Annotated in this window: 14 protein-coding genes; 9 read left to right on the top strand and 5 right to left on the bottom strand. The window is 72.0% G+C overall.

All coding sequences use genetic code 11. The features are described from left to right. Positions 1-37: 37 nt before the first annotated feature. From OG715_RS13180 to OG715_RS13170, 3 genes are all read left to right on the top strand, one after another. Positions 38-640 (top strand): cell division protein SepF, encoded by a 603-nt coding sequence (locus OG715_RS13180; RefSeq protein ID WP_030391444.1) that lies wholly within the window; start codon positions 38-40, stop codon positions 638-640. 94 nt (positions 641-734) lie between these two features. Then, on the top strand, positions 735-1016 hold the full coding sequence (locus OG715_RS13175; protein WP_030301231.1) for a YggT family protein: 282 nt from the start codon (positions 735-737) through the stop codon (positions 1014-1016). 59 nt (positions 1017-1075) lie between these two features. Next, positions 1076-2419 carry a DivIVA domain-containing protein gene (locus OG715_RS13170; protein ID WP_266268883.1) on the top strand — a complete coding sequence of 448 codons (1344 nt, stop codon included), beginning with the start codon at positions 1076-1078 and terminating at the stop codon, positions 2417-2419. Positions 2420-2610: 191 nt separating this feature from the next. Here the strand turns inward: OG715_RS13170 and ileS are convergent, their stop codons facing one another. Beyond that, positions 2611-5742: an isoleucine--tRNA ligase gene (ileS, locus tag OG715_RS13165; protein ID WP_266268881.1), complete on the bottom strand. Its 3132-nt coding sequence runs from the start codon at positions 5740-5742 to the stop codon at positions 2611-2613. A 581-nt stretch (positions 5743-6323) separates the two neighbouring features. Here ileS and OG715_RS13160 point away from each other — a divergent pair. From OG715_RS13160 to OG715_RS13140, 5 genes are all read left to right on the top strand, one after another. Further along, the gene (locus OG715_RS13160) at positions 6324-6839 is read left to right on the top strand and encodes a TraR/DksA family transcriptional regulator (RefSeq protein WP_266268880.1); all 516 of its coding nucleotides are present in this window, start codon (positions 6324-6326) and stop codon (positions 6837-6839) included. Positions 6840-6935: 96 nt separating this feature from the next. Next, complete coding sequence (lspA, locus tag OG715_RS13155; RefSeq protein WP_407661105.1) at positions 6936-7742, top strand: signal peptidase II; 807 nt, start codon at positions 6936-6938, stop codon at positions 7740-7742. A 90-nt stretch (positions 7743-7832) separates the two neighbouring features. Continuing rightward, complete coding sequence (locus tag OG715_RS13150; protein ID WP_266268878.1) at positions 7833-8771, top strand: RluA family pseudouridine synthase; 939 nt, start codon at positions 7833-7835, stop codon at positions 8769-8771. Between the two features lie 178 nt (positions 8772-8949). Next, positions 8950-11784, top strand: coding sequence for an alpha/beta fold hydrolase (locus OG715_RS13145; RefSeq protein ID WP_266268876.1), 2835 nt, complete (start codon positions 8950-8952; stop codon positions 11782-11784). After that, positions 11781-12647, top strand: coding sequence for an ABC transporter permease (locus tag OG715_RS13140; protein WP_053648146.1), 867 nt, complete (start codon positions 11781-11783; stop codon positions 12645-12647). Before OG715_RS13145 ends, OG715_RS13140 begins: the two co-directional genes overlap by 4 nt. 72 nt (positions 12648-12719) lie before the next feature. Here the strand turns inward: OG715_RS13140 and OG715_RS13135 are convergent, their stop codons facing one another. Beyond that, positions 12720-14354: an alkaline phosphatase D family protein gene (locus OG715_RS13135; RefSeq protein WP_266271659.1), complete on the bottom strand. Its 1635-nt coding sequence runs from the start codon at positions 14352-14354 to the stop codon at positions 12720-12722. A 193-nt stretch (positions 14355-14547) separates the two neighbouring features. Here OG715_RS13135 and OG715_RS13130 point away from each other — a divergent pair, with 193 nt between their 5' ends. Continuing rightward, positions 14548-15132, top strand: a complete 585-nt coding sequence (locus OG715_RS13130; protein WP_407660971.1) for a dienelactone hydrolase family protein — start codon at positions 14548-14550, stop codon at positions 15130-15132. Positions 15133-15215: 83 nt separating this feature from the next. Here the strand turns inward: OG715_RS13130 and aspS are convergent, their stop codons facing one another. From aspS to OG715_RS13115, 3 genes are all read right to left on the bottom strand, one after another. Beyond that, entirely contained in the window at positions 15216-16523 is a 1308-nt protein-coding gene (gene aspS, locus OG715_RS13125) for an aspartate--tRNA(Asn) ligase (RefSeq protein ID WP_266268875.1), read from the bottom strand. Between the two features lie 262 nt (positions 16524-16785). Beyond that, positions 16786-17013, bottom strand: coding sequence for a DUF397 domain-containing protein (locus OG715_RS13120; protein WP_266268874.1), 228 nt, complete (start codon positions 17011-17013; stop codon positions 16786-16788). Next, positions 17010-17885, bottom strand: a complete 876-nt coding sequence (locus OG715_RS13115) for a helix-turn-helix domain-containing protein (protein WP_266268873.1) — start codon at positions 17883-17885, stop codon at positions 17010-17012. The genes OG715_RS13120 and OG715_RS13115 overlap by 4 nt, the downstream gene beginning before the upstream one ends. Positions 17886-17911: the final 26 nt, after the last annotated feature.

Raw genomic sequence — 17911 nt, 5'->3', positions numbered from 1 at the left:
ACGGAGTCGGTCCACCACAAGCGGAGGAGACAGGAGCATGGCCGGCGCAATGCGCAAGATGGCGGTCTACCTCGGCCTCGTGGAGGACGAGACGTACGACGGCCAGGGGTACGACCCCGACGACGACTACGACGCGGATCCCGAGCCGATCCGGACCGGACGGACCGAGGACATTCCGCGGCCGGCCTCCCCGGCGCCCGCGCCGGTCTCCTCCATCACCCCGCAGCCGGTGCCGGCCGCGGTCCCGATTCGCCAGGAGACCCCGAGGATGGCACCAGTGTCGTCCATCACACCCGAACGTCGCCACAACCTGGAGAAGAGCGCCCCGGTGATCATGCCCAAGGTAGTGAACGAACGAGAGCCCTACCGCATCACCACGCTGCACCCGAGGACCTACAACGAGGCCCGTACCATCGGGGAACAGTTCCGCGGCGGGACCCCTGTGATCATGAATCTCACGGAGATGGACGACACCGACGCCAAGCGGCTCGTAGACTTCGCCGCTGGACTCGTCTTCGGTCTGCACGGCAGTATCGAGCGCGTGACGCAGAAGGTGTTCCTCCTGTCGCCTGCTAACGTCGATGTCACGGCGGAGGACAAGGCTCGGATCGCCGAGGGTGGGTTCTTCAACCAGAGCTGACCCGACCACGACTTTACGTGTGGATCTGATCGACAGTGAGTTAGCGACAGGCGAGAGCGGCCCGAGGGCCGACAACCGGGGAGAGGGAAGCGCGATGGAGATCGTGTGGGCGGTGCTCTATTACGCACTGACCGTCTTCCTGGTGTTCCTGCTCGTGCGGCTGGTGATGGACTGGGTCTTCCAGTTCGCGCGTTCGTGGCGGCCCGGCAAGGCCATGGTCCTGGTCCTGGAGGCCACGTACACTGTCACGGATCCGCCGCTCAAGCTTCTGCGGCGGTTCATTCCGCCGTTGCGTCTCGGGGGCGTGGCGCTCGACCTGTCCTTCTTCGTACTGATGATCATTGTGTATGTCCTGATCTCGCTTGTGCGGCCCTAGTCGTAGGTGAGCGATGCGACAGGATGCCGGTGTGCCGACGATCACGTTGAGGTGAAGAGATGCCATTGACCCCCGAGGACGTTCGGAACAAGCAGTTCACGACCGTCCGCCTGCGCGAAGGCTATGACGAGGACGAGGTCGATGCCTTCCTCGACGAGGTCGAGGCGGAGCTGACCCGTCTCCTCCGCGAGAACGAGGACCTGCGCGCCAAGCTGGCCGCCGCGACCCGTGCCGCCGCGCAGAACCAGGCCAACATGCGCAAGGAGCCGCCGCAGGACGCGCGCCCCGGCGCCCCGGTGCCGGCCGCCATATCCGGCCCGCCGGTTCCCGGCCAGCAGGGTGGCCCCGGTCCGCAGCAGCAGCAGATGGGCCCGGGCGGGCCGCAGCAGCAGCAGATGGGTCCCGGTCCGCAGCAGCAGCAGATGGGCAACCAGCCGCTCGGCCTGCCGTCCGGCGCCCCGCAGCTCCCCGTCGGCCAGGGCGGCCCGATGGGCGGCCCCGGCCAGCAGCAGCAGATGGGCCAGACCATGGGCGGCCAGCAGCAGCTGGTCCAGCCGATGGGCGGTCAGATGCTCCAGCCGATGGGCGGCCCCGGCGGCCCGCAGGGCATGGGCAACCCGATGGGCCAGGGCATGGGCCAGCAGCAGATGCAGCAGATGGGCGGCCCCATGGGCGGCCCGCAGCAGATGGGCGGCCCGATGGGCGCCCCGATGCAGCAGCAGCAGAGCCCCGGTGGCGACAGTGCCGCCCGGGTGCTGGCGCTCGCCCAGCAGACCGCGGACCAGGCGATCTCCGAGGCCCGTTCCGAGGCCAACAAGATCGTCGGCGAGGCGCGCAGCCGCGCCGAGGGCCTGGAGCGGGACGCCCGCGCCAAGGCCGACGCGCTGGAGCGGGACGCGCAGGAGAAGCACCGCGTCGCGATGGGCTCGCTGGAGTCCGCCCGCGCCACGCTGGAGCGCAAGGTCGAGGACCTGCGGGCGTTCGAGCGTGAGTACCGGACGCGCCTGAAGTCCTACCTGGAGACCCAGCTGCGTCAGCTGGAGTCGCAGGCGGACGACTCGCTCGCGCCGCCGCGGATCCCGGCCACCGCTTCGCTGCCGCCGGCCGCGTCGTCGATGGCTCCGGCCGGTGCGAGCGCGATGAGCAGCCCGTCGCCGAGCTTCGGCGGCAGCCAGCAGTCGTTCGGCGGCCAGCCGTCCTTCGGCGGGCAGAGCGCCTTCGGCGGGAACGGTGCGCCGAGCTTCGGCGGGCCGTCGGCCGCGGGCAACTCGGGTGCGCCGCAGATGCAGCCGGCCGGGATGACCCAGCCGATGGCGGCCGTCCGTCCGCAGCCGCCGCAGCCGATGCAGCAGGCGCCGGCTCCGATGCGGGGCTTCCTGATCGACGAGGACGGCGACAACTAAGCGGTAGCCGTCGGCACAGGCGCCCTCTTCTCGGCCCTTCGGGGTCGGGGAGGGGGCGCTTTCGTGCGTGCGGGGGCTGCCGCTTGCGCACGGTGCCTGCCGCTTCCGGGTGTGCGGGGGTCCGTGCCTGACGGGAGGGGGAACGGCGGAGCCGCCGCCGCCCGGTGGGCGACGGCGGCTCCGGGGTCGGGTCAGGCCTTGCGCAGCTGGAAGGCGAGGCCGAGGGACTCGTCGGCGAAGGTGTCGGACTGCCAGTCGGCGGCGCCGGCGGCGAAGTCGGTGGCGAGCACCTCCTCGGCGACCAGCGCACCGTGCTCGGCGATGGCCTCGGCGGTCTCGTCGTTGCTCGCCCGCCAGCGCAGCACGATCCGGTCGGCGACGTCCAGGCCGGAGTTCTTGCGGGCCTCCTGGATCTGGCGGATCGCGTCCCGGGCGACGCCGAGGCGCTTGAGCTCGGGGGTGATCGCGAGGTCCAGCGCGACCGTGGCGCCGGACTCGTTGGCGACGGCCCAGCCCTCGCGCGGGGTCTCGGTGATGATCACCTCGTCCGGGGACAGGGCCACCGTCTCGCCGTTCAGCTCGACCGAGGTGGTGCCCCCGGCACGCAGCTCGGCGGCGAGCCGGGCGGCGTCCGCGGCGGCGACCGCCTTGGCGACGTCCTGCACGCCCTTGCCGAAACGCTTGCCCAGCGCACGGAAGTTGGCCTTGGCGGTGGTGTCGACCAGCGAGCCGCCGACGTTCGCGAGCGACTCCAGGGCGGAGACGTTGAGCTCCTCGGCGATCTGCGCGCGCAGGTCCTCGGGCAGCTCGTCCCAGCCCTGGGCGGCGACCAGCGCGCGGGACAGCGGCTGGCGGGTCTTCACGCCCGACTCGGCGCGGGTGGCCCGGCCCAGCTCGACCAGCCGGCGGACCAGCGCCATGTGACGGGAGAGGTCGGTGTCGATCAGCGACTCGTCCGCCACCGGCCAGGAGGCCAGGTGGACCGAGGCCGGGGCGTCCTGGACGACCGGGACGACCAGGTCCTGCCAGACCTGCTCGGTGATGAACGGGGTGAGCGGGGCCATCAGCCGGGTGACGGTCTCCAGCGCCTCGTGCAGGGTGGCGAGCGCGGCGGCGTCGCCCTGCCAGAAGCGGCGGCGGCCGCGGCGGACGTACCAGTTGGAGAGGTCGTCGACGAAGGCGGAGAGCAGCTTGCCGGCGCGCTGGGTGTCGTAGGCCACGAAGGCCGCGTCGACCTCGCGGACCAGGGTGTTCAGCTCGGAGAGCACCCAGCGGTCCAGCTGCGGGCGGTCGGCCGGGGCCGGGTCGGCCGCGGACGGCGCCCAGCCGGAGGTGCGGGCGTACAGGGCCTGGAAGGCGACGGTGTTCCAGAAGGTGAGGAGGGTCTTGCGGACCACCTCCTGGATCGTGCCGTGGCCGACCCGGCGGGCCGACCAGGGGGAGCCGCCGGCGGCCATGAACCAGCGGACGGCGTCGGCGCCGTGCTGGTCCATGAGCGGGATCGGCTGCAGGATGTTGCCCAGGTGCTTGGACATCTTGCGGCCGTCCTCGGCCAGGATGTGGCCCAGGCAGACGACGTTCTCGTACGAGCTCTTGTCGAAGACGAGGGTGCCGACGGCCATCAGGGTGTAGAACCAGCCGCGGGTCTGGTCGATCGCCTCGGAGATGAACTGCGCCGGGTAGCGCTTCTCGAACAGCTCCTTGTTCTGGTACGGGTAGCCGTACTGGGCGAAGGGCATCGAGCCCGAGTCGTACCAGGCGTCGATGACCTCGGGCACGCGGGTCGAGGTGCCGCCGCACTCGCGGCAGTCGAAGGTGACCTCGTCGATGAACGGGCGGTGCGGGTCGAGGCCGGCCTGGTCGGTGCCGGTGAGCTCGGACAGCTCGGCCAGCGAGCCGACGCAGGTGAGGTGGTTCTCCTCGCAGCGCCAGATCGGCAGCGGGGTGCCCCAGTAGCGGTTGCGGCTGAGCGCCCAGTCGATGTTGTTGTTCAGCCAGTCGCCGAAGCGGCCGTGCTTGACGTTGTCCGGGAACCAGTTGGTGGCCTCGTTCTCCCGGATCATCGCGTCCTTGACCGCGGTGGTGCGGATGTACCAGGACGGCTGCGCGTAGTACAGCAGCGCGGTGTGGCAGCGCCAGCAGTGCGGGTAGCTGTGCTCGTACGGGAGGTGGCGGAAGAGCAGGCCGCGCTCCTTGAGGTCCGCGACCAGGGCCTCGTCGGCCTTCTTGAAGAACTGGCCGCCGACCAGCGGGACCTCGGGGCCGAAGGTGCCGTCGGTCAGCACCGGGTTGACCACCGGCAGGCCGTACTTGCGGCAGGTCGCGAGGTCGTCGGCGCCGAAGGCGGGCGACTGGTGGACGATGCCGGTGCCGTCCTCGGTGGTGACGTACTCGGCGTTGAGGACGTAGTGCGCGTTCTCGATCTCGACCAGGTCGAACGGGCGGCGGTAGGCCCAGCGCTCCATCTCGGCGCCGGAGAAGGACTCGCCGGTCGCCTCCCAGCCCTCGCCGAGGGCCTTGGCCAGCAGCGGTTCGGCGACCACCAGCTGCTCGGTGCCGTCGGTGGCCACCACGTAGGTGACCTCGGGGTGCACGGCGGCGGCGGTGTTGGAGACCAGGGTCCACGGGGTGGTGGTCCAGACCAGCAGCGCGGCCCGGTCGGCCAGCGGGCCGCTGGTCAGCGGGAAGCGGACGAAGACCGAGGGGTCGACGACGGTCTCGTAGCCCTGGGCCAGCTCGTGGTCGGAGAGGCCGGTGCCGCAGCGCGGGCACCAGGGGGCGACCCGGTGGTCCTGGACCAGCAGGCCCTTGTCGAAGATCTGCTTGAGCGACCACCAGACGGACTGCACGTAGGACGGGTCCATGGTGCGGTAGGCCTGGTCGAGGTCGACCCAGTAGCCCATCCGGTTGGTGAGCTCGACGAAGGCGTCGGTGTGGCGGGTCACCGACTCGCGGCACTTGGCGTTGAACTCGGCGATGCCGTACGCCTCGATGTCCTGCTTGCCGGAGAAGCCGAGCTCCTTCTCGACGGCGAGCTCGACCGGGAGGCCGTGACAGTCCCAGCCGGCCTTGCGGGCGACGTGGTAGCCCTTCATCGTCCGGTACCGGGGGAAGACGTCCTTGAAGACGCGGGCCTCGATGTGGTGGGCACCGGGCATGCCGTTGGCGGTCGGCGGGCCCTCGTAGAAGACCCACTCGGGGCGGCCCTCGGACTGCTCCAGGCTGCGCTGGAAGACCTTGTTGTCCTGCCAGAACGACAGGATCCGGTGTTCGAGGGCGGGCAGGTCGACCTGCGCGGGGACGGGGTTGTAGGAGCTGGCCATGACGGGCGTCTACCTCCGGCGGATGCATGGACGGGATCCGACGGAGGGACGAGACGGCTTGCCGCCCCGCGGTACCACCCTCCTTGGCCGCGATGCTGTCCGCGGCCCTCTTGTTTGGGCTTGCTGCCGGCTCTAGCGGACCGACGAAGGGGATCGCGGACCGTTCTTCCGGCGGCTCCGGGGTGATCTTCGCGCGGTGCACACCCCCGGGCTCGCACCGTCCCCGGGTCGCTGGTGGCTGCGTACTGCGGTACTCGTCCCCATCTGCGCCTTGCAGGCCCCAGTGTATCGGCCGTCGCAAGTCGGTTTCGGCGCGCCGGGGCGGGGGGCACAACTCTGTTCGGCGCGATGGGCGTGTCGCGTGTGGCGGCTGGCTGGGTGGGATCATGGTGAGGCGTCGGTATGTCATGTTGTGACCATTTTTGATCGGGATTATCGTTCCGGCACTGGAGGCCGCCGGGAACCGGCGGCTGGATTCGTTCGTAGATGGGGTCGAAGCCATGGCTGAGAAGACAACCGTCGCGGGTACCGCCACCAAGCGGGCACGCAAGGCCGTGGCAGGCGATCCAGGGGAGGGGACCGTGACCACTACCGCACGGCGCAAGAACACCACCGACACCGCTCTCGTGGCCCCCGGCCGCACCCGTACCCCCGCCGGGGCCGGGGCCGCCGCCCGTACCGGCGGCGCCGAGTCGGTCGACCCGGCCGAGCTGCCGGTCCGTTCCGGCGAGGACCCGTGGACCTCCGAGGAGGTGCGCGAGCTGCACGCCGAGTTGATCAACGATCTGGAGCGGCTCCAGCAGGAGATCGACGCGGCCGAGGCGGCCATCACCGGTCTGATGCGGGACTCCAACGACGGGGCCGGCGACGACCAGGTGGACGCCGGTACGAAGAACATCTCGCGCGAGAGCGAGGTGGCGCTGGCCAACAACGCCCGCGACAGCCTCGCCCAGACCGAGCACGCGCTGGCCCGGCTTGAGGGCGTCGGATTCGGCATCTGCGAGTCCTGCGGCCAGGCCATCGGCAAGGCCCGGATGCAGGCCTTCCCGCGGGCGACGCTCTGCGTCCAGTGCAAGGCCAAGCAGGAACGCCGCTGACCGCTCCGGGCGGCCGACCGGGACGACGGGAGGGGTCGGGCTTGCCGTAGGCTCGACCCCGTAACGTCGCCTGATCCGTCGGATGATCCGTCGCAGATCGGGTTTCCCACCGGCCCTTCGGCCCCCCACGTCACGGCAGCGGAGCGGATCATCAGTACGCAAGGTTCCCCCCAGACGCGGGACGACTCCGTCCCCACGCCCGCCGACGTCGTGGCCCCGGCCGGGGACGCCGCCGGGCCCGGTGACGGGGCCCCGGCCCGGCCGGAGGCCCCCGAGGCGGCGGCCGCGGCCCCCGCGTCCTCCCCGGTGTCTTCTCCGGCCTCTTCTCCGGTGCCGGCCCCGACGCCGCTGCCGGTCGAGCCGGCCGGGGCGGAGGAGCCGAAGGGGCGCAGGCGGATCGGCGTGCTCCTGGTCGTCGCGCTGCTGGCCTTCCTGATCGACTTCGGCAGCAAGCTCCTGGTCGTGGCCCGGCTGGAGAACCACTCGGCGATCAAGGTGATCGGCGATGTGGTGACCTTCCAGGTGATCCGCAACTCCGGCGCCGCCTTCGGCATGGGGCAGGCGCTGACCGTCGTCTTCACCATGATCGCCTCGGCCGTCATCGTGGTGATCTGGCGGATCGCCCGGCGGCTGTACAGCCTCCCCTGGGCGATCGCGCTCGGCCTGCTGCTGGGCGGCGCGCTCGGCAACCTGACCGACCGGCTGTTCCGCTCGCCCGGCGTCTTCCGCGGGCACGTGGTCGACTTCATCTCCGTCCAGCACTTCGCGGTGTTCAACCTCGCGGACTCGGCGATCGTCTGCGGCGGCATCCTGGTCGTCCTGCTCTCCTTCCGGGGCAGCAACCCGGACGGCACCGTGCACCAGCAGGCGGACAAGGGCGAGCGGGCGGACAAGGGCGAGTAGGGCGGACAGCGGCGGGCAGGGCGGGGCGGCCCCCGCTCCCCGCCGGGCATGGCGCGGGCGGGAGCCCGCGCGTCCGGCATACTCGTACGGGTGAGTACCGCAGCGCAGACCCGAAGCCTCCCCGTTCCCGACGGCCTGGAGGGCGAACGCCTCGACGCCGCCCTCGCCCGGATGTTCGGCTTCTCCCGGACCAAGGCCGCCGAGCTGGCCGCCGAGGGCAAGGTGACGCTCGACGGGGCCGTCGCCGGCAAGTCGGACCGGGTCACCGCCGGCTCCTGGCTGGAGGTCGAGATCCCGGCCCCCGCCGCGCCGGTGCAGATCGTCGCCGAACCGGTCGACGGCATGTGCATCGTCCACGACGACGACGACATCGTGCTCGTCGACAAGCCGGTCGGCGTCGCCGCGCACCCGAGCCCGGGCTGGACCGGTCCCACCGTGATCGGCGGGCTGGCCGCGGCCGGCTACCGGATCTCGACCTCCGGCGCCGCCGAGCGCCAGGGCGTCGTGCACCGGCTCGACGTCGGCACCTCCGGGCTGATGGTGGTGGCCAAGTCGGAGCGCGCCTACACCGACCTCAAGCGGCAGTTCCACGACCGGGTGACCGAGAAGAAGTACCACACGCTCGTCCAGGGCCACCCGGACCCGCTCAGCGGCACCGTGGACGCGCCGATCGGGCGCCACCCCAGCGCGGACTGGAAGTGGGCCGTCACCCGCGAGGGCAAGCCGTCCGTCACCCACTACGACCTCATCGAGGCGTACCGGGCCGCCTCGCTGATGGACATCAAGCTGGAGACCGGCCGCACCCACCAGATCCGGGTGCACATGTCCGCGCTGCGCCACCCCTGCGTCGGCGACATCACCTACGGGGCCGACCCGACCCTCTCCAAGCGGCTCGGGCTGACCCGGCAGTGGCTGCACGCCGTCTCGCTCGGCTTCGAGCACCCGTCGGACGGCGAGTGGGTGCAGTTCTCCAGCGAGTACCCCGCGGACCTGCGGAAGGCGCTGGACATCATCGCGTCGGAGAGCTGAGCCGGAGCCGGTAGGCGGCGCGGGGACCGGCGCAGGACGGCACCGGGATTCCGCGCCGGACGACGGGCCTGGTGCTGCAGGGCTCGGGTACGACAGGCAGGGCACGGCCCCCGGGAGAGCTCCCGGGGGCCGCTGTTCTTATCGGACGCCTACTCCGGGGGCGACTACGATCACGCCCATGGAGCTCGGTGGGGCGTGGCGCCGGTGGCGAGGCCGTGGGACGGTCGCCGGACGGAGACTGGTGGCCGGGGCGGTGGCCCTGACGGCCGTCGTCGCGGTCGGGGCGGCCGCGGCCGTCGCCGCCGGGGGCGAACAGCCCGTCCGCCAGGAGGACCGCTTCCTCGCGATGGCCGAGACCCCCGGCAGCTCGCAGATCGTCCAGCTCGACACCTCCTTCTTCAGCACCGGCAGCAGCCCGCGCCCCGCCGTCCTGCTCGGGCACGGCTTCGGCGGCTCCAAGGAGGGCGAGCGGGAGCGCGCCAGGAAGCTCGCCCGGCAGGGGTACGCGGTGCTGACCTGGTCGGCGCGCGGCTTCGGGCGCTCCGGCGGGAAGATCGGGCTGAACGCGCCGGACCGCGAGGTCGAGGACGTCAAGCACCTGGTCGACTGGCTGGCGCAGCGCCCCGAGGTCCAGCTGGACGGGCCCGGCGACCCCCGGGTGGGCATCACCGGCGCCTCCTACGGCGGCGCGGTGGCGCTGCTCGGCTCCGCGTACGACCGGCGGATCGACGCCGTGGCCAGTGCGATCACCTGGTGGAACCTGGCCGACGCGCTGTTCCCGCAGGGGGTGCGCGGCTCGGGCGCGGTCGACGGCGTGTTCAAGAAGCTGTGGTCCGGGATCTTCTTCACCACCGGTTCGGTGGGCGAGCTCGGCCCGTCCGGCGGCGCGGCGCGTCCGGCCCTCGCCCCCGAGCAGGGCGGCGGGCAGGTCGGCTGCGGGCGGTTCCTGGACGAGCTGTGCCGGATGTACGACCGGGTGGCGACCGCCGGGCACGCCGACCCGGAGGCGGTGGCCCTGCTCGACCGGTCCAGCCCCTCCTCGGTCGCGGACCGGCTCAAGGTGCCCACGCTGGTGGTCCAGGGCCAGCAGGACTCGCTGTTCCCGCTCGACCAGGGCGACGCGATCGCCAAGGCGGTGGCCGCCAACGGCGCTCCGGTGGCGGTCGACTGGTTCGCGGGCGGGCACGACGGCGCGACCGACACCAGCGACCGGGTGGACGACCGGGTCACGGCCTGGTTCGACCGCTATCTGAAGGGTGCCGGGGGCGGCGCGGGCGACGGTGCGGCCGGCTCCGGCGCGGCGTTCCGGGTGACCCGGACCGGCGGGGTCGACTCGACCGGCTTCCAGGCGGTGCTGCGGGGGGCCACCGCCGACAGCTACCCCGGCCTCGGCGGCACCGGCTCGCGGCAGTTCGAGCTGAAGTCCCCGGACGGCGAGCCCGAGCAGGCGTTCGCCAATCCGCCCGGCGGCGCGCCGTCCAACATCTCCGCGGTGCCCGGCCTCGGCGGCCTGCTCGGCCAGGCGTCCGCGCTGGGCGCCGGCCTCGCGCTGGACTTCCCCGGCCAGTTCGCCACCTTCGAGTCGGCGCCGCTGGACTCCTCGGTCCACCTGACCGGGCAGCCGACGGTGCCGGTCCGGGTCCGGGCCGACCGGCCGGACGCGGTGCTCTTCGCCAAGCTGTACGACGTGGCCCCCGACGGCAAGCAGAGCCTGCCGCAGCAGCTGTCCGCCCCGCTGCGGGTGACCGGGGCGGACGCCCCCGACGGCCGGAGCGTCACCGTGGCGCTGCCCACCGTCGACCACACCTTCGACGCCGGGCACCGGCTGCGGCTGGTGCTCGCCTCCACCGACCTCGCGTACGCCTCGCCGGTCGAGCCCGCCACCTACCGGGCCGCCATCACCGGGCCGGTCGTCCTGCCCACCGTCGACGGGTTGGTCACCGAGGCCGCGCCGCTGCCGAACCGGACCTGGGTGCTGCCGCTGGTCGCGCTCGCGCTGGCCGCCGGGCTGGTGCTGGTGCCGCGGCTGCGGGCGGCCAGGGCCGGGCGGCGCGCCCACGGACCCGCGTACGAGCCGGAGCTCGCCGGGGTGCCGCTGGTGATCACCGGTCTGAGCAAGCGCTACAAGGGCGCCGCCGACCGGTACGCCGTCCGTGACCTGGGCTTCCGGGTGGAACGGGGCCAGGTGCTCGGTCTGCTCGGCCCCAACGGCGCCGGCAAGACCACCACCCTGCGGATGCTGATGGGGCTGATCCGGCCGGACGCCGGCGAGATCAGGATCTTCGGCCACCTGATCCGGCCCGGGGCACCCGTGCTCTCCCGGGTCGGCGCCTTCGTCGAGGGCGCGGGCTTTCTGCCGCACCTCACCGGGCGGGCCAATCTGCGGCTCTACTGGCAGGCCACCGGCCGTCCGGAGGCGGACGCCCACCTGGACGAGGCGCTGGCGATCGCCGGGCTCGGCGAGGCGCTGGACCGGGCGGTGCGCACCTACTCGCAGGGCATGCGGCAGCGGCTGGCGATCGCCCAGGCCATGCTGGGGCTGCCGGACCTGCTGATCCTCGACGAGCCGACCAACGGGCTCGACCCGCCGCAGATCCGCGAGATGCGCGAGGTGATGATCCGGTACGCGGCGGCCGGGCGGACCGTCATCGTCTCCAGCCACCTGCTGGCCGAGGTCGAGCAGAGCTGCACCGACCTGGTGGTGATGGACCGGGGCCGGCTGGTCACCACGGGAGGGGTCGCGGAGATCGTCGGCGCGGGCACGCAGCTGCTGATCGGCACCGCGGCGTCGTACGGCGCGGCGGAGCTGGCGGCGGCGGCCGACAAGGTCGCCGCGCTGGACGGGGTCGACACGGCGGAGGCCGTGGAGGGCGGGCTGCTGGTCGGGCTGGACGGTATGCCGGCGAGCCGGCTGCTGGCCGAGCTGGTGCGGCTCGGGGTGCCGGTGGAGTCGGCCGGGCCGCAGCGCCGGCTGGAGGACGCGTTCCTGTCACTGATCGGAGGTACGGCGTGAGTGCCGCGGTTGCTGAGGTGTCGGCCGATCACGCGGCCGGCTACCGGCCCGGGCGGACGCTGCCGTTCCGGGTCGAGGTGGTCCGCCAGCTGCGGCGGCGCCGCACGATGGTGATCGGCGGGGTGCTGGCCGCGATGCCGCTGGTCGTGCTGGCGGCGTTCGCGGTGGCCGGGACGCCCGGGCGGGCCGACCGGACCACGTTCATCGAGCTCGCGACCTCGTCCGGGCCGAACTTCGCGACCACCATGCTCTTCATGGGCACCGGCTTCATGCTGGTGATCCCGGTCGCGCTGTTCTGCGGCGACACGGTGGCCTCGGAGGCCAGCTGGTCCTCGCTGCGGTACCTGCTGGCCGCGCCGGTGCCGAGGGCGCGGCTGCTGATGCGCAAGTTCCTGGTCGGGCTGCTGTTCTCGGCGGCGGCCGTGGTGCTGCTGCCGCTGGTCGGGCTGGCGGTCGGCACGGCCGCGTACGGCTGGGGCGATCTGCGGCTGCCGGCCGGGGCGAGCCTGACGGCGGGCGAGGCGCTGCCCCGGCTGGCGGTCGCGGTGGCGTTCGTGTTCCTCAGCGAGGTGGTGATCGCGGCGCTGGCGTTCTGGCTCTCGACCGCCACGGACGCGCCGCTGGGGGCGGTCGGCGGGGCGGTGTTCGCCTCTATCGTCGCCGGGGTGCTGGACGCCATCACCGCCCTCGGCGACCTGCGGGCCTGGCTGCCGGCGCACTGGCAGTGGGCGTGGGCGGACGCGCTGCAGCCCCGGATGGAGTGGGGCGGGATGGTGCAGGGGGTCTCGCTGTCGCTGTCCTACGCGGTGGTGCTGCTGGCGCTCGCGTTCCGGGGCTTCGCACGCAAGGACGTGGTGTCCTGACGGTGGGAGAGGCGGACCCCGCCCGCCGGGGGACGGCGGGCGGGGTCCGTCGTTCGCGGGACCGCTCCGGGACTACTTGACGGGGGAGTGGACCCGCTCGACCTGCTGGGTGCCGGACCTGGTGCGGTAGGAGCGCGACCACTTGGTGGTGGCGTCCTTGCGGGTCCGGTCCGAGAGCACGTAGTAGTCCATCTGGGTCTGGGCCGGGGTGACCTCCAGGACGCCGTAGCCGTGCGAGTCGAGGTCGACCCACTGGACGTGGCGGTTGGCGCCCTTGATCGCGGCGGCGGCGACCAGCGAGAGGGTCTGCGGCGCGACCTTGAGGAAGTCGTCGATGTTGTCCGAGGTGACCGAGGTGACCACGAACTCGGTGGCGACGCTGCCCGACAGCGGGTAGGTGGCGGCCTCCTCGGGGACGTCCGAGGCCCAGGCGGAGTGGATGTCGCCGGTCAGGAACACCGTGTTGGTGATGCCGTTCGACTTCAGATGGCCGAGCAGCTCGCGCCGGTCGTGGGTGTAGCCGTCCCACTGGTCGGTGTTGATCGCCAGGCCCTCGCCGGGCAGGCCGAGCAGCTTGGCCAGCGGGCGCAGCAGGTAGTCCGGCAGCGAGAAGAGGGCGACCGGGGAGATCATCACCTCGTTGCCGATCAGGCGCCAGGCGGTGTCGGAGGCGGAGAGGCCGGACTTCAGCCAGTCCATCTGGGCGCGGCCGGTGAGGGTGCGGTCGGCCGAGTCGACGTCGCCGTTGCCGACCTTGACCTGCTGGGAGCGGAACGAGCGCTGGTCCATCAGGTGCAGGTCGGCGAGCTTGCCGTAGCGCAGGCGGCGGTAGGTGGTGCCGGCGATGGACGGGCGGACCGGCATCCACTCGAAGTAGGCCTGCTTGGCGGCGGCCATCCGGGCCGTCCAGTCGCCCTCGGTGCCGGGGGTGTGGTTCTCGGCGCCGCCGGACCAGGCGTCGTTGGCGAACTCGTGGTCGTCCCAGATCGCGATGGTCGGGACCTGCGCGTGCAGCGCCTGGAGGTCCTCGTCCGTCTTGTAGCGGCCGTGTCGGGTGCGGTAGTCGGAGAGGCTGAGGATCTCGTGGACGGGGGCGTGCGGGCGGACCACGGAGCCCCGGGCGCAGAACTCGCCGCTCTTGTACTCGTAGATGTAGTCGCCGAGGAAGAGGAAGGCGTCGAGGTCGCCGCGGGCCGCCAGGTGGCGGTAGGCGGAGAAGTAGCCGGCCTCCCAGTTGGCGCAGGAGGCCACACCGAAGCGGAGCCGGTCGAGGGCGGCGTCGGTGGCCGGGGTGGTGCGGGTGCGGCCGACGGGGGAGACCGTCGCGCCGGCGGTGAAGCGGTACCAGTGGGCGGTGTCCGGGGCGAGGCCGCGGACGTCGACCTTGACGGTGTGGTCGGTGGCGGCGTCGCTGGTCACGGTGCCGCTCGCGGCGATCCGGGTGAAGCCCTTGTCGGCGGCTATCTCCCAGCGGACCTCGGTGCCGGCGCCGAGGCCGGAGCCGGGCACCGCCTCGGGGGCGGGGGTGACCCGGGTCCAGAGCAGGATGCCGTCGGGCAGCGGATCGCCCGAGGCGACGCCGTGGAGGAACTGCGGGGCGGTGGCGGCCTGGGCGGAGGCGCCGAGGGCGAGCGGCAGGGCGGCGGCGCCCGCGACGGCGGCGGTGGCCTTGAGCACCTGGCGTCGGAGGGGGCGGGCGGCGGTCATGTCATTGACAAGGTCAGTCACGGCGGACAGGCTACCGGCGGGTAACGCGGTGTTCCATATGCTGAACTGACTGTTCGTTGTCGCTTCACCACGACGTGACGTCCCGCCACCCCCTCGGGTGGGTGCGGTCACCCGGCGGACATGCGCGATGATGGGAGGCTGTTCCGGCCCCCGTCGCAAGGAAGTCCCGCCCGTGGCACACGTCCTGCTCCTCCACTCCGTGTACGGCCTGCGCCCCGCCGTCCAGGTCGCCGCCGACCGGCTGCGCGCCGCCGGGCACACCGTGCACACCCCCGACTTCTTCGACGGGCGGACCTTCGACGACGTCGAGGAGGCCATGGCCCACAAGGAGGAGATCGGCAGCGACGAACTGCTGCGCCGGGCCGTCGGGGCCGCCGCCCCGCTGCTGGGCGCCGGGACGCCGCTCGTCTACGCCGGCTTCTCGCTCGGCGGCTCGCTCGCCCAGAACCTCGCGCTCGCCGACGAGAAGGCCGTCGGTCTGCTGCTCCTGCACGGCACCTCGGACATCCGGGAGGACGCGGCCACCGCGATCCCGGTCCAGCTGCACGTGGCCGAGCCGGACCCCTTCGAGTCGGAGGACTGGCTGAACGCCTGGTACCTGGGGATGCGCAAGGCCGGTGCGGACGTCGAGGTGCACCGCTACCGCGGCGCCGGGCACCTCTTCACCGATCCGGAGCTGCCGGACTACGACGCGGAGGCGGCGGAGCAGACCTGGGCGGTCGCGCTGGACTTCCTGGCGGAGCTGGACGCGGCGTAGTCCTGGGTTCTCCTGTTGCGCAGGAAGTCGGCGTGGCCGACTTCCTGCGCAATGCTCGGCTCCGGTCTGCCCCGGCTCAGGGCTCAGGGCTCCAGGCGGTGCGGGCCGCGGAACAGGAACGTGACCTCGCGGAGGCTGGGGGCGTCGAGAAGCAGCATCAGCAGCCTGCCGAGACCCAGTCCGAATCCGCCGTGGGGCGGGGTGCCGAAGCGGAAGCAGTCGAGATAGCCGGTGAGCGGCCCGGTGTCCATGCCCTTCTCGCGGGCCTGGGCGACCAGGCGCTCGTGGCGGTGCTCGCGCTGGGCGCCGGTGGTGATCTCGACGCCCTTCCACAGCAGGTCGAAGGACTCCGTGACGGTGGGGTCGTCCTCGGGGCGCAGGTGGTAGAAGGGGCGGACGGAGGCGGGGAAGCGGGTGACGAACACGAACTCGTGCCCGGACTCCTCGGCGACGAGGGCGGAGAGCCTGCGCTCGCCCTCGGGGTCGAGGTCCTCCTTGACCCCCTCGGGGTCCCAGCCGGTGGCCCGGAGCCTGGCGAGGGCGTCGGCCATCGTGATTCGGGGGAACGGCGCCTCGGGGACGACGACCCGGGCGCCGAAGTGCTCGGCGACGGCGTCGCCGTGGCGTTCCGAGACCCGTTGGAGGACGCGCCGGAGGAGCCGCTCCTCGAAGGCCATGACGTCCTCCACGCCGTCGATCCAGGCGAGTTCGGCGTCGACGCCGGTGAACTCGGTGGCGTGGCGGGAGGTGAAGGACGGCTCGGCACGGAAGACGGGGCCGATCTCGAAGACCTTGTCGATGCCGCCCGCGATGGCCATCTGCTTGTAGAACTGCGGGGACTGGGCGAGGTAGGCGGTGCGGTCGAAGTAGTCGACCTGGAAGACCTCGGCCCCGGACTCGGAAGCGGTGCCCATGAGCTTCGGGGTGTGGAGCTCGGTGAAGCCCTCCTCGGCGGTGACCTCGCGCATGGCCTGCTCGACCGTGGTCTGGACGGCGAACACCAGCTGCTGCGAGGGCCTGCGGACGTCGAGGAAGCGCCAGTCGAGACGCTGGTCCAGGCCGGTCTTCTCGTCGACGGGCAGCTTCGGCTCGGCGCGCGACACGACCTCGACGCGCTCGGGGACGATCTCCAGCCCGCCGAGCTTGACGTGGGGGTTGCCGACGACCTTGCCGGTGATCTTCACGGCGGACTCGGTGGTGACGCCCTCGAAGGCCGCCTCGATCCCGTCGCCCTCACCGCCCCGGGCATGGGTGACCTGGACGAGGCCGGTGTGGTCGCGGACCAGCACGAACTGCATGCGTCGCTGGAGGCGGAGGGTGTTGATCCAGCCGTAGACGGTGACCGTCCCGTCGATGTGGCTGGAAAGTTCTGCGACGAGGGTACGCGTCATGACGGCAACTCCCTGATTGCGGGCGCGTTGGTCGCGCCACTGGGTCGGGCGGTAGACGGCCGCCCGGGGACTGGCGTCACCCTAACCGGAGGGGTCGCGCGGGTGCCTCCGGATTAACGCCGGCCGCGATCGAGCGAGGCCGGACCCGGCAGGTTGGGGGAACCGGCTTGCCCATGGAGGTGGTCCTTCCGCATGGGCGCGACATGCGGGAAGACTTCGGCCGCCTTCGTCGTGCGCGACGAAGGCGGCCGTGGGAGTGGGTTCAGCGCAGGTGGTCGAAGGCGCCGGACTTCGCGCCGTCGAGGAGGGCGGCGATTTCGGCGCGGGTGTAGACGAGCGGGGTCTGTGTCGGAGTCTTGGAGTCGCGGATGGCGATGAACCGGCCGATCACGCCGAACTCGACGCAGTTGTCGCTGCCGCCGCTGAACGGGGACTTCTCCCAGATGACATCGGAGAAGTCGATCTCGGCGGGGTCGGGCTTGTTGATCACGTGCGCTTCTCCTTGAGCAAGCTGGTCAGATGGGCATGGGTCTCGGGCGGGCCGAGAGCGCGCGCTCGCAGGTGGTCGAAGACCTCGGTGTAGTGATCGACCTCGTCCGCACCCTCGAAGTACACCGAGTTGGGGCCATTCTCCATCCACACGACCTCCGGGTTGGGGTCGGGAAAGCCCATCAGAACGAACGGGCCGTCGAGGCCGGGGTGGAGTCCCGCACTGAAGGGCAGGAACTGCACGGTGATGTTCGTCCGCTCTGCCACGGCGAGCAGGTGCTCGAGTTGGCCGCAGAGCACGGCGGGTTCCGGAATCCGGTGAAGCGCCGCTTCGTCGATCACGGCCCACAGCTTGATGGCGTTCTCGCCCTCCAGCAGGTGGCGGCGACCCATCCGCACCTCGACGAGGGCTTCGATCTGCTGCGGAGTGAGGTCGAAGCGCATGTTGGCGATGACCTGCCGGGCGTATTCCTCGGTCTGCAGGAGACCGGGAACGAGCTCGGTTTCGTAGGTCCGGAGGGAGTTCGCGCTGGACTCCAGGGCCAGGTAGCCGCCGTACTTGGTCGTGTTGATGACGGCGGAGTACTTCCTCCACCACGGTTGCCGCTGCGCCGCGTCGGCGCGGACCAGGTCGAGGATGTCCTCGCGGGCTGCAGGGTCGGTTATGCCGTAGCAGTCCAGAAGAGCCTTCGCGAGGACCGGGGTTGTCCCACGGTCGCCGTTCTCGATGCGGCTCAGCGAGCCCTGGCTGACCTCCACCACGGCGGACACCTCGGTCAGTGTCAGGCCGGCCTGCGCTCTCAACTCCTTGAAGCGAGCGGAGAGCTGACGTCGGTACACCGATGGTGGTGCCGGGTTCCTCTTCCATGCCATGGGCAGCAGTGTGCCACCTGGAGACC

Source organism: Kitasatospora purpeofusca (genome assembly GCF_036010405.1).
Classification (GTDB): domain Bacteria; phylum Actinomycetota; class Actinomycetes; order Streptomycetales; family Streptomycetaceae; genus Kitasatospora; species Kitasatospora purpeofusca.
The sequence above is the reverse complement of the archived record's forward strand: the minus strand, read 5'-3'. Positions and strand labels throughout refer to the sequence as shown.

Coding starts and splice junctions, on each gene's coding strand:
- OG715_RS13180 (WP_030391444.1), top strand. CDS start 38: ATGGCCGGCGCAATGCGCAAGATGGCGGTCTACCTCGGCCTCGTGGAG.
- OG715_RS13175 (WP_030301231.1), top strand. CDS start 735: ATGGAGATCGTGTGGGCGGTGCTCTATTACGCACTGACCGTCTTCCTG.
- OG715_RS13170 (WP_266268883.1), top strand. CDS start 1,076: ATGCCATTGACCCCCGAGGACGTTCGGAACAAGCAGTTCACGACCGTC.
- ileS (WP_266268881.1), bottom strand. CDS start 5,742: ATGGCCAGCTCCTACAACCCCGTCCCCGCGCAGGTCGACCTGCCCGCC.
- OG715_RS13145 (WP_266268876.1), top strand. CDS start 8,950: ATGGAGCTCGGTGGGGCGTGGCGCCGGTGGCGAGGCCGTGGGACGGTC.
- OG715_RS13135 (WP_266271659.1), bottom strand. CDS start 14,354: ATGACCGCCGCCCGCCCCCTCCGACGCCAGGTGCTCAAGGCCACCGCC.
- aspS (WP_266268875.1), bottom strand. CDS start 16,523: ATGACGCGTACCCTCGTCGCAGAACTTTCCAGCCACATCGACGGGACG.
- OG715_RS13115 (WP_266268873.1), bottom strand. CDS start 17,885: ATGGCATGGAAGAGGAACCCGGCACCACCATCGGTGTACCGACGTCAG.